Source organism: Burkholderia sp. MSMB1588 (genome assembly GCF_001546925.1).
In the GTDB taxonomy this organism is placed as follows: Bacteria; Pseudomonadota; Gammaproteobacteria; order Burkholderiales; family Burkholderiaceae; genus Burkholderia; species Burkholderia humptydooensis.
The window spans coordinates 105671-120204 of sequence record NZ_CM003770.1 but is presented as its reverse complement, the minus strand read 5'-3'; the positions used below and the strand labels follow the sequence as shown (position 1 = coordinate 120204).

Annotated in this window: 4 protein-coding genes; all 4 read right to left on the bottom strand. The window is 69.4% G+C overall.

Translation table 11 applies throughout. The features are described 5' to 3' along the window. Positions 1-10 precede the first annotated feature (10 nt). The 4 genes from WS92_RS00345 to WS92_RS00330 all read right to left on the bottom strand — a co-directional run bounded on the left by WS92_RS00345 (position 11) and on the right by WS92_RS00330 (position 14514). Positions 11-1306: an NAD(P)/FAD-dependent oxidoreductase gene (locus tag WS92_RS00345; protein ID WP_059931490.1), complete on the bottom strand. Its 1296-nt coding sequence runs from the start codon at positions 1304-1306 to the stop codon at positions 11-13. Position 1307: 1 nt separating this feature from the next. Then, positions 1308-7400, bottom strand: coding sequence for a non-ribosomal peptide synthetase (locus WS92_RS00340; RefSeq protein ID WP_059931492.1), 6093 nt, complete (start codon positions 7398-7400; stop codon positions 1308-1310). Between the two features lie 4 nt (positions 7401-7404). After that, positions 7405-14007 carry a MupA/Atu3671 family FMN-dependent luciferase-like monooxygenase gene (locus WS92_RS00335; RefSeq protein WP_231755920.1) on the bottom strand — a complete coding sequence of 2201 codons (6603 nt, stop codon included), beginning with the start codon at positions 14005-14007 and terminating at the stop codon, positions 7405-7407. A 129-nt stretch (positions 14008-14136) separates the two neighbouring features. Beyond that, a complete protein-coding gene (locus WS92_RS00330; RefSeq protein ID WP_015602511.1) occupies positions 14137-14514 on the bottom strand; it encodes a VOC family protein in 378 nt (125 codons plus the stop codon). Between the last annotated feature and the right edge of the window lie 20 nt (positions 14515-14534).

Genomic DNA, 14534 nt, shown 5'->3' with positions numbered 1-14534 from the left:
GGTGACCGTGTCAAGCGAAGAGCTGATGCGTGACGATGTTGAACCAGTCCTCGGAAAATGCGGCCTCTCTCGACAGATCCTCGTCCGATGCATCGAGCGATGTCGTGCCGCCGGACAACTGCGTAATGCGATTGCCCGCCTTTTCGTACGCGTAGTGATGGGCGATCGAAATGCCATAGCCTGGTTCCAGCAGGCTGAAGCAGGCGTTCATGAAGCGCGGGGTGGGCGGCGGCGCCGACGCGGCCGCCGCGGCGATCGCGAACGCGCAGGCTTTGGCCTGCGAGGTCGCGGAAAACGCCGATTTCGGCATGCTCGCGGCGTCGCATGCGTCGCCGACCACATAGACGCCGGCTACGCGCGTCGATTCCATCGTGGCCTTGTCGACGGGGCACCAGCCGCTTTCGTCGGCCAGGCCCGAGCGCTCGGGCATCGCGCCCGCGTATTGCGGCGGAATGAGGTTGCACACGTCGGCGCGGATCGATTCGCCGTTTTCGAGCGTGACGCGCCGGCTGGCGACGTCGACGCTGACCACCCGTCCCCCCTTGCCGCCGCTGATGCGCTCGATGAGGCTCTGCGGCGTGCCGAAGCCGTAAAGCCGTTCCCAGCCCCGCTGAAAGAGCGGCTGCTTGGAGAAGTTCTCGTTGCCGTCGGCAATGATGATCTTGGCGTTCGGCTTGTGATGACGCAGATAGTGCGCGACGAGGCTCGCGCGCTCGAACGGCCCTGGCGGGCACTTGTACGGGGCCTTGGGCGGCGCGATGAGCACCACGCCGCCGTCGTGCATCTCGACGAGCTGCGCGCGCAGCGCGTCGTACTGCGCCTTGCCCGCCCACGCATGCGGAACGTCCAGCGCGCGCGCGGCGGACAGCCCGTCGATGCGGTCGTAGCGGAACTGCACGCCGGTCGACACGACGATCCAGTCGAACGCATGACGGCTGCCGCGCTCAGTGACGATCACGCCGGTTTCGACGGATGCGACCGCTTCGGCGATCCACTCAGTCCGTTTTTCCCACGCGTCGTAGCCAAACAGGAGGTCGCTGTCCGGCCGGATGCCCGCGAGCGCTTCATTCGACTTGAAGCACGCGTGATAGCGCCGATCGGGTTCAAACACGACGAGATGCGCGCGCGGCATCAGCATGTGCAGATAACGGGTGGCCGTCAGGCCGCCGACGCCCGCGCCGACGATGCCGATCCGGACGCCGCCGCCGGTCGGCAGGCCGGCGGCCGAGACGAGATCGGCCGCCGTCGCGCTTAACAGGGCGGCGAGAAAAGTGCGGCGGGTGCGGTCGAAAGGGCGCGTGGACATATTAGATTAACGAGAGAAGGAGATCGGATTTTGCATCGATATCGGCTGACGGGTAGGTGTCCAGCAGATGATCGGCCAGTTCGCAGATGGTGGGCGCGGTGAAGAGCGCCGACGCCGAGACCGGAACGCCAAACAGATCGCGCAGTTGCGCGACGATCCGGATGGCGGACAGGGAATAGCCGCCGAGCGTCATGAAGTTGTCGTGCACGCCGATCGACTCCACCGTCAGGACCTTCATCCATAGGTGCTGGAGCACGCGTTCCAGCGGGCGCGACGGGGCGGCCTGGCGGGCGGCGGACGCGGCGTGCGCACGGGCCGGGACGGGTAGCGCGCGCCGGTCGAGTTTGCCGTTGCGCGTGCGCGGCGGCGTGTCGATCCAGGTATAGCTGGCCGGCAGCGCGTAGGGCGGCACGTGCGTCGACAGCCAGTCGCGCAACTGCGCGGCGTCCGGCTGCGCGCGAGGCGCGCGCGCCACGAGGTAAGCGGCCAGCCGGTCTTGCGACTCGGGATGCAGCACCACGATCGCGTGGGCGATGTCGGGGTGGGCGGCGAGCCGCGCTTCCACCTCGTCGAGTTCGAGCCGATGCCCGGCGAGCTTGACCTGCCGGTCGACGCGACCGAGAAACACCAGCGCGCCCGTCTCATCGACGCGCGCGCGATCGCCCGTGCGGTACATGCGGGCGCCTGGCGTCGCGGCGTGCGGATCGGGCAGGAACGATGCGGCCGTCGCGCCCGTCGCGCCCGCGTAGCCGAGCGCGACGCCGGCGCCCCCAATGTAGAGCGTGCCGACGCTGCCTGACGGCACCGCGTCGAGCCGCTCGTCGAGCAGGTAACAGCGGGTCTGCGCGATCGGCGCGCCGATTGTGTGCGACGCGTGGCCCAGCCGCGCGGCGGTCGACCAGATCGTGGTCTCGGATGGTCCATACACTTGCCAGGCGGCTTCTGTCGCGTCGGACAGCCAGTCGCCGAGTTCGCGCGGCAATGCTTCGCCGCCGACGAGGGCCGTTACGCGCGGCGGACAGGACCAGCCGCGCAGACGCAGCACGGACCAGACGGACGGCGTGGCCTGGATGATCGTGTGGCCCGCTGCGTGCCCGGTCGTGTCGTAGGCGGCGGGCGTCAGCGCCTCGTCGCGGTTCAGGACGTGCAGCACGGCGCCGCTCGCGAGCGGCAGCGCGACTTCGAGCAGGCTGATGTCGAACGTCAGGGCCGAAGTCAGCATCACGCGATCGCCGGGACCGACGCGCAGCATGTCGCGAAAGTGAGCGATGGCGTTGACGTAGGCGGCGTGGTGGACATCGACGCATTTAGGGATGCCGGTCGTTCCAGACGTATAGATCCGGTACGCGGGCAGGAGAGGCGCGATGGGGGGCGGCTCGAACGTCTGCGCGCCGGCGCCCTCTGTTTCGAGCGCGTGCAGGTCGAGGTGGGGAACGGCGGATGCGGGCGCGTCGTCGCCGTTGGGGCAGAGGACGAGCGCCACGTTCGCGAGGACATGCACGAGGCGGGCGTGAGGTTCATCCGGGTCCACCGCGACGAAGCAGGCGCCGCTCATCAGCACGCCCAGCAGCGCGACGGGCAATGCCGCCGAATACGCGATTCGGATCCCGACCACGGAGCCGGCGCCCATGCCGCGCCGGGCGAGCGCGGCCGCGACGGAGCGCGCGCGCGCGTCGAGTTCGCGATACGTCAGGACGCCGTGCGCGTCGCGAACGGCGGGCGCGTCGCCATGCGACCGAACTTGCGCGGCGAATAGCGCGGGCAGGTTTGGTGCGCTGGCGCTGCTGGCGTCGTCGTTCAACAGGATCGAGCGCGACACGTCCGGCATCGCGTCGATCGTCGGCAGCGGCGCGTCGATGCCGCGCGCGAGCGCATCGAGCGCCGCGTCGTAGCAGCGTGCGATCTGTTCGATGCGGGCGGCCGTGAAGTGCCGCGTGTCGAACGCGAGGCTGTAGGTCATCTCGCCGGTGGACGGCGCAACGTTGAAGCTGGCCGTCAGCGGAAAACTGGTGACCTCGTGCGAGGACTTGCCATACTGCACGAGATCGTCGGTCGCTGCGATGCCGTTGTGGAAGTTCGTGAAGTAAAACAGTGAATCCGACAGGCGGGCCTCGCCGGCGAGGCGACAGATCTCCGCATACGGCAGCCGGCGATGGCCGAACGCCGCGCGCCGGTCATGACCCACCCGATTCACGAGCGCTCGCCATGTGTCGTCGTCGACGCGCGCGCGCACGGGCAGCGTGTTGATGTACAGGCCGACCGCCCGCTCGCCCGTGTCTTCGTCGAGACGGCAATCCGTTACGCTGCATGACAGGAGCTCGCGCTCCCCGGTCAGCAGACGCAGCGCGACGAGATGGGCGCTCAGCAGCAGGACGGCGAGAGGCTCGCGCGATTGCCGCGCGGCATCGTGCAGGCGCTGACAGACCGGCGCGGATACGGTCCCGGTGCGGTGGTGGTGCGTCGGCGCGCCGGGTTCGGCGCAGGCGGGCGGGTCCTCGCTCGCCGGCGACAGGCGGGTCGACGCCGCGTCCTCCAGATAGTCCCGCCAAAACGCGCGCGTCACTGGCGATTCGACGGCGGCGCGCTCGGCGGCGACGAAGTCGCGATAACGGCTGACGGGCGGCGCGAGGCGGGCCTCCCGGCCCCTGAGCAGGGCCTGGTAGTCGGCGAACAGTTCCGTGTGAATCTGCTGGTCGCTCCAGCCGTCCATGATGCCGTGATGGAAGCTGGTGGTGAACTGGAGCGTGCGCGGACCCAGCCGGTGCGCCTTGAAGCGCAGCAGCGGCAACACCCGGACATCGAAGCCGCGCGCCCGTTCGCCGGCGATCCACTGGTCGATGGTCCGCTGCTGGTCGGCGGGCGACAGCGCGGTCAGGTCCTCGTAGTCGAGCACGTCCGGTCCGCGCGTACAGATACGCTGCACCGCCTGGCCGTCGGCGGCCAGATCGAAAGTCGTGCGCAACGCGGGATGACGCGCGACGGCGCGCCGCGCCGCTTCGCGCAGGCAGGCTTCGTCGACGTGCAGGCCGAGCCGGTAGCTGAAGATGTCGTGATAACGCCCGTCGTGCCCATGGGCCTGATTCTGGAAAATCATGCCGAGTTGCAGGTAGGACGCCGGACAGGTCTCCTCCACGTCGGCATCCGGGGGGCGGGCGTCCGGCATCGTCGGCGCCGCGTCGTCCGGAACGGGGCCGGCGGCCGTGGCCGCGGCCGCGAGATCGCGCAGCACCGGATGCTGAAAAAGGTGTTCCGCGGTCAGCAGGAGGCCTTGCTTGCGCGCTTCGACGGCGACAGTGATTGCCCGGATCGAATCTCCGCCTTCGACGAAGAAATGGCTGGACGGCGTGATCTCCGTCGCGCCGAGCGTGGCGCGCCAGATGGCGCCGAGCACCGTTTCCGCGCGCGTGGCGAGCGAAGGCGGGGCGGGGGCCGCGACGGACAGGCTGGCGGCGAGCGCCCGTTCGTCGATCTTGCCTTGCGGCGTGCAGGGCAGCGTGTCGACCGGCACGATGCGATTCGGCATCGTGTGCGCCGGCAACTGCGACGCGAGCCACGCGCGCAGCGCATGCACGTCGACCCCGTCGCCGACGACGGCGCAGACGATCAGCGGTTCCGACGCGGGCGCGGGCCGCTGCGCGAATGTGTGGCAACCGGATACGCCCGGATGGCGCAGCACGTGCGCCGTGATGGCTCCAGGTTCGATGCGCACGCCGTTCCGTTTGATCATGTCGTCCACGCGCCCGACGAAGACAAGGTGATCGTCAGGCGTGCGCCGGACCAGGTCGCCGGTGCGATAGACCCGTTCCCCGGGGCTGCCGGGGGCGGGATTCGGCAGGAACCGCTGCGCGGTTTCCGCTGGATTGCCGACATAGCCGAGGGCCAGTTGATCGCCGCTGAGATACAGCTCGCCGGCTTCTCCTGCCGGGGCGGGCTGCAATTCGGCGTCGAGCACCAGGAGCGCGCTACGCGGCGTGGCCGCGCCGATCGAGACAGGTCCCGGCGAGATGCCCTCGGCCGGCTCGCTCTGCACGCAGCAGCCGACGGTGGCTTCGGTGGGACCATACTCGTTGTGGATGATCGCGCGTGCGCGCCGCAGCGAGGGCGGCAACATCGCGCCCGCGAGCGCCGCGCCGCCCACCACCACGTGATCCGGCCACGGCACGGCGCGCGGATTCAGTGTTTCGAGTGCCGCGAACCCTTGCAGGTGCGCGGGCGTGAGCTTGATGAACGATAGCGGTGGCTCGCAGAGCAGCAGGTCGTACAACATGGCGGGCGTGACGGGATCGGGCGCGAAGCGCACCGTTTCGCCCGCCAGCAGCGGCAGCCACAGGCAGGTTTGCGTGAAATCGAAAGTGAGCTCGGAATGCACGATCGTGCCGCCGTGGCGCTCGCTTGCGTAGCGCGTCCGCGCCCAGCCGAGATAGGTCGACAACGCGTGATGGCTGACCGTGACGGCTTTGGGCGTGCCCGTCGAGCCCGACGTAAACAGGATGTACGCGGGCTCATTGGCGGCGGGGCGCTGGTCCGGGGCGGTCGCTTCGACGCACGCGCGCTCGGCCGTCGGCGTGATCACGGGCGGCAGGCCCGCGGTGTGATCGGCAGGCGTCGTGGTCGAGACGAGCCAGCGCGCGCCGGCCTGCGCGCACCCTTGCGCGGTGCGTTCGGCGGATGCATCGGCCGGCAGCGGCAACACGACCGCGCCCGTGCGCCATATCGCCAGCCACCAGACGACCCATTCCACCCCTCGGCGCGTTTGCAGCGCGACGGTATCGCGATGCGAGACGCCGCGCGCGGCGAGCGTGCGGGCCGCGTCGCGCACGGCGACGTCGAGCGCGGCATAGGACATCGACTGCGTCGCATCGCGCAGCGCGATGTGCTCGGGACGATGCCGCGCCCAGTGGCGCACGGTATCCGCGACGCACGGCATGTCGTGCGCCTGGTCCAAGGCGGCGTCGTTGCCGCGCGGGGCGACGGCGCCGGGCCGCATGCCGCCGATGGGCGCGGCGGGGTCAAACACGCCGCGCACTTGCGCGATCATCGTTTCGAACCGCGCATGGGGCAGATCGCGCGCGCTCAGACGCAGCACGCCGGGTGCAATCATGGACAGTTGCAGAACGGCCGACGAAGGTGGCGTCCGCAACGTCGCATCAAGCACGCGGAGGCCGGCGAAGACGGCGGGCAGCGCGCAAGATGGCTCGAACATGAACGCCGGACCGGCGACAGGCCTGGGTGTCGTGCAGTCGAAATGATCGGCCTGCGCGAGATCGGCATCGATCTGCCGGGCGATCGCGCGGAGGATCAAATCGACGTCCGACGACCAATCGACTTCGAATGGCAGCGCGAGCGGCCGCGCGATGGGTCCGACCAGATCAGCATGCTCGGCGAACCGGTTGCCCGGCGCGAGATAGCCCGCGATGACCGCACGGCTGCGCGTCCATTTCGTCAGGAACAGCACCCAGCGCGCGAAGCACTCGGTTTCCGTCAATCCGGCGTCGCACGCGAGCGTCGTGCTGTGCGCGACCTCGCTCGCCGGGGCGGGCGGTGCGGCGTCATGCGTCGCCGCGCGCGTCGAAGCGAGACGCTGGTTCCAATAGCGGCGTCCCGCCGGGTCGAGCAGCAGCGTGTGGTAGCCCTCGCTCAGATCGGGATATTCGATGACGGGGCGCGCGTCAGGCAACCGCGCATCCCGATATGCATCGGCCAGGCGCTCGAGGATCGTCGCGACCGACCAGCGATCCGCGCACGAACCATCGATGCTCACGTCGATGACGCAACCCGCCGCGTCATTGCGCAGCGCGACGCCGAACGGCGCGTCGTCGGACGGCAAGCGCGCCGGCAGCGTCGTCGCCGGCTCATGCGCGCCGACCATCTGTATCGCGCCTGCGCCGTCAGGAAGCGGACGGACGACAGTGCGAAGAATTTCGTACCGCCGCGCCACGGCGTTGGCGGCGTCGAGGAGGCGATGCGAATCCAGTCTGCCGTCCAGCGTCAGGGTGACGACGTAGGCGCGCCGGGTGCCGTCGCCCGGCCATTGCGCCTGTTGCTGTGGAGAAAGGCGGTATCCCGGCGACGCGTTTCGCAAGTCGATCTTCATGATGTCATTCGATTGTTTTTCCCATGATCAGCCGGATGTCGCGCGGGCCTTCATACGCGCAACGGCCGTGGGCCATCAGCAGGTTGTCGATGATCAACACATCGTCCTGTTCCAGCCGCAGCGTGCGTTCGCAATGCCGATGCGCCGAGCGGAGCGCATCGAGCGCGGGCTGATCGATCGGCGAGCCGTCCCCGTAGAACGACTGATGAGGCAGGTAGTCTTCCCCGTACAGCGTGCGCAGACCGTCGCGAATGCCGTCGGGCAGGCTGCTTTCGTGGAAGAACAGCGCGTGGTTGAACCAGCACGCGGCGCCGGTGACAGGATGCGTCGCGACCGCGTCCGCGACACGGGCCAGGCTGACGCGTTCGTCCGAACGCCAGGTGATCTGGTAGCCCGCGGCGCGGCCGAGGGCGTCGGCTTCGTTGCGCTGGTCGCACTGAAACACGTACTGCCACGCCATGCCGAGCGGTGGGCCGAGCTCGCGCCGGTACAGCACGCCTTTGCGCAGGAACGTGTCGCGCAGCGCGTCCGGAAGCCGGGCGAGGATGCGGCGGGAATCCGCCAGCAGCGTTTCGCCGCCCGACGAGGCGGGCTGCGCGCACCAGAAGAACAGGGTCCCCGGCCAGCGATGCGCATAGGCATTTTCATTGTGCAGGTCGATACGCTGGTGCGCCGGGTATTCCGTCGCCGTGTAGAGCGAATCGCCCAGACGGATGCGCGGCGTCGACCGTTCGATGTACGGGACGAGTTCACCGCACAGGTCGGTCGCGACCCGCGTGAGTTCGGCGGCTGTGACGCCGGCGAAACCTTTCAGCAAGACCGCGCCGTCGCGTTGAACGTGTTCGACGATGGCGCTTCTCGCTTCCGCGATCACGGTCGCGAGCGGCGTGCCGGGACGCTCCGGTTCGATCCTGGGCACGGGGCAGCCGGCGTCCTCCGCGAGCACGCGCAGCATCGCGCGCGCGGGCGCCAACGGCTGGCGGCGCGCATTGCGCAACTGCATCAGCAGCGGCGGCATGTCCGGAGCGCGCGCGGCTTCGGGCGTCGGGCCGCGTGGCGCGTCGCCGCGGCTGCGCCGCGCCGCCAGCGCGTGTCGCGCGTCGCGCACGTCGCGCATGCGCGGCAGGTGTTCGAGCATGAAGCGGTAGTCGTCCCATAGTTGCCGGACGGCATCGGCCGAGTAGCGGCGGCTGTCGAACACGATGCTTCCCGTGAAGCGGTCGCCGTCGCGCGCGATGTTGATGAGCATGCCGAACTTCGCGACGCGCGGCGGCAGCGTGCGCTCGACGATGTGAAAGCCAGGTGCGGCGACCGGTGTGCGCGCATCGTTCAGCACGAACTTGACGTCGAACAGCGCCGTGCCGTCGGGCCCTGCCGGCGATTTGCGCGACAGCGCGACCAGCCGCTCGTACGGATACGCCTGATGGCTGAACGCATCGGCGATCTGGCGCTGACAGGCTTGCAGGACCGTGTCGAGGTCGCCCGCGTCGGGCATGCGCATGGCCAGCAGCAACTGGTTGACCATCATGCCGGGAATGCGCTCGAACTCCGGACGTTCGCGGTTGCGCGCATCGGTGGCGATCGCGACGGGCGCGTCCGCGCTGGGTTGCTCGAGCACGAGAACGAGGGGCGCGGTCAGCACGGCCAGTTCGCCGATGCGATGCGTGACGACCTGTTCGTCGATGATCCGCGTTGCGGCGGCGTCGATTTCGATGTGCAGGTGTCCGGCCGCGGGCATCGGGCCGGCGTCGACCGGCGCGCGCGCCGGCCCGATGCGCGTGGCGCAGCGGCCGCGGGCGAGCTGGCTGCTCCAGAAGGCTTCCAGTTCCGCGCGGCGGGCATCGACGTGCTGGCGCTGCCAGTGCGCGAAATCGACGTACTGCCAGTCGGCCTCGGCCGCGTTCACCGGCTGGCCGTCCATGGCCCGCTGGTAGTGGTGTAGCAATTCTTCCAGCATCATCCGCAAGGTCGCGCCGTCGCTGACGACGTGATGGATGGCGACGCACAGGCGCGACGCGGAGCCCCCAATCGGCAGCAGCAGCGCGCGCACGACCCGGCCGCTGGCCAGATCGAACGGCTCCTCGACGAAAGCGCTCAGGAGGGCTTCGTGACGGGACGCCGGGGCGTCGACGATACGAAAATCAGGCGGGACATCGTCGCGCCATACCTGCAGGTAGTCGCCTGCCTCGAAGCGGTAGGCGGTGGTGAAGATGCGGTGACGCTGCAACAGCGTCGCATAGGCTCGCCGGAGCGCGTCGATCGACAGCGCACCGTCGAGTTCGAGCACGACATGATCGTGATAGGCGTCGCGACGCGCATGGCCCATCGCGTCGAGAATGAGCATCGCGCGCTGCGCGAACGAGGTCGGATAGTCGCCGCGTCGTGCGATGCGCGTCAGCGCGCCTGCTGGCGCGCGGGCGCCGCTCTCGAGGATCGCGCGCAGATGACCGGCCAGCGTCGGCGAGCGGTAAAAGTCCTGCAGCGTGAGGTCGACGCCGAAGCGGGCGTTCGCCTGCGCCAGCAGCCGCACCGCGATCAGCGAATTGCCGCCCGCGCGATGAAAATCCGCGCCGGCCTCGAAGCCGGGCAGCGCCGTCCGCCAGATGTCGATCAGTTCGGCGCGGGCCGCGGCTGACCGGGGATCGTCGACGCACGTCGGCGCGACGGATGACGCTTGTTCGAGGTGCGCGCGATGCATGGCGTCAAGACGCCGAGTGTCGGTCTTCTGGCTGGCGGTGAGCGGAATCGACGGCACGAGAACAATGTCGTGCGGCTGGCTGCCGAGCTCCCAGTAATGGCCGAGGTGGTCGCGCAAATCGGCGGCCAGTGCGTCGCCCGCCGGCTCGCGCGGCACGACGAAGGCGACGATCCGCGGCCCGCTGTGCGTCGCCGCGTCCGCACTCGGATGAACGTACGCATCCGCCACGGCGGAATGCTGCAGCAGCGTGTCGCGCAGGCCCGTCAGTTCGACGCGATGGCCATGAAGCTTGATCTGACTGTCGCGGCGGCCAGTGAATTCGAGCGTCCCGGACGCAGTGATGCGGCCGTAGTCGCCCGTGGCGTACAGGCGCGCGCCGGGCCCGCCGAACGGATCCGGGATGAAGGCTGCCGCGCTCAGCGCGGGTTGTCGCCAGTACCCTTGCGAGACGCCCGCGCCGCCGAGATGGATCTGCCCTTCGACGCCCGGCGGCACGGGGCGCAGCGCGTCGTCCAGCAGATGGACGCGCGTGCCCGCCAGCGGCCGGCCGATGCTGAGCGGCCCGACGCGCCGCGCGGGAATGGCGGCGCAGGTGGCCCATATCGTCGCTTCGGTCGGGCCATACAGGTTCAGCAGGGTCGCGTCGGTCGACTGGCGCAACTGCCGCGCCAGCGCGTCGTCGAGGGCCTCGCCGCCGATCGCCCAGCAGGCGAGTCTGTCCAGTTGCGCGGGCAGACCGTCCGCACGCGCGACGAGCAGCCGTGCGGCCGACGGCGTGCATTGCAAGTGGGTCGCGGGCGGCGGCGCGACGGGTTCGGCGCGCGGCTGGCAGGCGGTGTCGCGCACCGTTGCGAGCCGCTCCAGGCTGGCGAGGATGGCTGCGCGATCGGGGCCGAAATCGATCAGGCAGGCGATTTCGTCTACGCCGAGCCGTTGCAGTTGCCGCAGCCGCCGCCTCGCCGTCCCCGCGCCGCAGATCAGGCTGCGCTCGGCGATGAGCCGCCGGGCGGCGCTGTCGAGCAGCCCGCTTTCCGTGTGCGGCTCGGGCGTCTCATGGCCGTTCGCGAGACTGCGCAGCGCGTTGCGCGCGCTGGCCAGATATCGGGCGAGAAATGGCTGGGCGACGGCGGACGCCGTGTCGTCGTCGGCGTCGAGGTAGGTGTGCAGCATCAGCACGACGCGGCCCGGCGGGCTCGCCTCGCCGTGACAGGTCTGCCAGGTTTGGCGGTAACGCTCGATATTGCGCGATAGCTGCGTCACGTCCTGTTCGAGCAAATGCGTGAGTACGTCGAGTCCCTGTTCCGCCGCGAGTTCGAACTGCTCGGGGCGGTTCGACACCGTCAACGCGAGCGGGACGTCGGCGCGCGACACACGCGGCATGCGGGCGTTGAAATAGCGTCCGTCGGGATCGCGAAACGCGATCGGCTCGCCGTTCCATAGCCGCCTCAGGTCGCGCACTTGCTGCGCCACGGTGTCCGCGCGTTCCGCGACCGGTCGCCCGGCGAGCACGAAATCGGCCGGATTCCAGCCCGGGGCGAGCGAGAGGCCGGCGCGGCCGCCCGACAGCCGCGCGACGGCGGCCCAGTCTTCCGCCAGCCGGACAGTATGATGCAGCGGACCGATGACGCTGCCGGCGCGAATCGCAATGCGCTCGGTGAGCGCGGCGAGATGCGTGCAGGTCAGGGCGGGGTTCGAGAAAAAACCGCCGAACGACGAGAAGTGACGCTCGGGCGTCCAGAGCGCGTGGAAGCCGTGGCGATCGGCCCATTGGGCCGTGTGCTCGAGGATCCGGAGGTGCTCGTCGGGCGCGTACAGGTCCGTGGACCCGAAGTAGAAGGCGCTCAGCGACGGGATCGGGCCGGCGTCCTCGCGCGTGCTCGGCGCGCGCGACGCGCAGAGCGCCGCCAGGGTGTCGACCCGGACCCGGAAGCCCCGGCTCATTGCCCACAGGAGTTCGACGGCGGAAATGTCGAACGACAGGCTCGACACCGCGAGCCAGACATCCGAGCGTGTGCGGGGCACGGTCTGGTCCATCGCCGCGCAGAAGGCGTCCAGGTTGGCGCGCGACACGAGGACGCCTTTGGGGCGGCCCGTCGATCCGGACGTGTAGAGCAGGTAGGCCGGCAGCATCGGCGGCAACGACGCCGCGCGCGCGAGCGCCGCGTGCGCCGGCGGACCCGCGAGCCAGGGCGACACCACCCGCCACGTGCCCGGCAGATCGTGCACGGGCGCGTCGGCGAGCAGCCAGTCGGGCGCCGCATCATCGAGAATGAGCCGCAGCTTCGCGTTCGGTAGATCCCGCGCGAGCGGCAGGTAGGTGAGACCGAGCGCGAGGCAGGCCCAGATCGTGCACAGCGTGGCCGGGGTGCGTTCGCCAAGTATCGCGACGCGTTCGCCCGGCGCCGCGCCAAGCCGATCGAGGGCGGCGGCGATCGACGCGACGCCGTCGCGCATGCGGGCAAAGGTGAGGATCTGGCCGTCGGCTTCGAGCGCGACCGCGTCCGGCGTGCGCGCCGCGCAGTCCAGCAGCGCGCGGAGCAGCGACGCGTCCGGGTTCGCGACCGGATCGGCGCCGAGCAGCGCGGACGGCGCGACGACGCCGGAGAGCCGCCGCTCGACGCTCGTGCCGGGATCGGCGAGCGCCGCGCACAGTGCGTCAATCGTCGCGCGGAAGCCCTCGATGAGCGACGCGATGCTCGCGTCGCGATAAAGCCCCGTATCGTATTCGATCCACAGATCGAGACTGCCTTCGCTTTCCGCGACATAGACGCTGAGATCGAATTTTGCGCAACCCGTTTCGAGGTCGAGCGCCGTCAGCGCCACGTCGCCGAGCTGCATCGGCGGCAACGGGTTGTTCTGGAAAGCGAACAGAATGGACGGCTCCCGCGATACCGCTTGCGGGATGTGCTCCGCGATGCTGTACAGCGACACCTCGCCGTGCCGCAGCAGATCGCGGACCGTGGCCGCCACGCCGGAGACGAGTTCGGCCGCCCGCTGGTCCGGCGCGAAACGATGCCGAACCACGACCGTGTTGGCGAGGTAGCCGACGAGGTGCTGCCGGGCGCGCGTGTTGCGGTTGGCGAGCAGCGTCGCGATCGCGACATCGTTGCTGCCGCAACGTCGGGACAGGTACAGCAGGAACGCGGTCAGCAACAACTGATAGCGCGTTACGCACAGCTTGCGCGCCGGTGCGTCGAGCGCCGTCGGCATGTCGTCGAAACGGCGGCGCAGCGTGCGGCCCCGCCGGGAGACCGGCGCGTGTGCCGCCGGCGCGGCGTCGACCGGAATCCGCGTCCATCTCAGGCCAGCCAACTGCTGTTGCCAGTAGTTCAGCGACGCGAGATGGGCGGGCGTCCCGATCGCGCCGAGCGTCTGGGAGACATAGTCGTCGATCGTCTCGCGCGCGGGGCGGGGCGCAGTGTCCCGGGGCGGCGCGTCGTTCGATATATAGGCGCGATATCGCGTCGCGATGTCATTGACCAGGATGCCTAATGACCAGCCATCCGTGATCATGTGGTGAAAGCAGAGCAGCAGAACGGCTTGTCCGGGCGCGATCGACAGCAGACTCGCCCGCAGCAGCGGCCCGGCTTCCAGATCGAACGCGCGCCGGACTTCTTCGTGCGCCAACTGCCGGAGCGCTGCGTCGCACGCATCCGCATCGATTCCGCTCAGATCGTAGCGCCGCAACGGCAGCGCGCAGCGCGCGTCGATCCGGCACACTGGCTCGCCGTTCACGCGCGGGAAGCGCATGCGCAGGCTGTCGTGCGCGTCGACGGCTTGCTGCAGGCACACGCGCAGCGCGGCCTCGTCCAGCGGACCCGCGAGTCGCAGCGCGCTGAGGTGGTGGTAGGCGGCGCTGCCGGGATGACGTTGTTCGAGCGTCCACAGCCGCCGTTGTCCCAGCGTCATGGGAAGCGTTCTGGAACACGTCGGGCCCGGGGCGTCCGCCAGCAGGGAGGGCGTAGTCATGAATGGCGCTCGGGCCTGTGAAATCGCGGATGATCGAAAGCAACGGCAGAAACGGGAAAGCGGACGGCGTCAGTCGAACTGCATGACCTGGAATACGTTGCCTTCCGGATCGACGCCGTCGTACATCTGATAAGCGAAGCCGTCGTAACGCTTCATCGGCTGCACGACGACGCCGTCCGCCGCGAGCTGATCGTGATGCTCGGCAATGCCCGTTCCGATCAAGAACACGAATTTCGTGTTGGTGCGCCGTCGAGCGGGCGCCGCGGGCTTCTTCTGATAGGCCTCGCCGGCCAGGTGCAGAGCCAGTTCGATTTCTCCCGCCTTGAATACCACCCATTCGCCGTCTATTTCCTCGACGACCGGCAGATCGAAATACTTTTGATAGAACGACTTAAGCAGCGCCACGTCGTGGACGTAAAGAATCACACGAGTCATGGGAAGGGTCATTGGAGCTCCTGCTTCATCAG

Excerpts from the sequence above, each read along its gene's own strand:
- WS92_RS00340 (WP_059931492.1), bottom strand. The coding sequence starts at position 7,400 with ATGAAGATCGACTTGCGAAACGCGTCGCCGGGATACCGCCTTTCTCCA.
- WS92_RS00345 (WP_059931490.1), bottom strand. The coding sequence starts at position 1,306 with ATGTCCACGCGCCCTTTCGACCGCACCCGCCGCACTTTTCTCGCCGCC.
- WS92_RS00330 (WP_015602511.1), bottom strand. The coding sequence starts at position 14,514 with ATGACCCTTCCCATGACTCGTGTGATTCTTTACGTCCACGACGTGGCG.
- WS92_RS00335 (WP_231755920.1), bottom strand. The coding sequence starts at position 14,007 with ATGACGCTGGGACAACGGCGGCTGTGGACGCTCGAACAACGTCATCCC.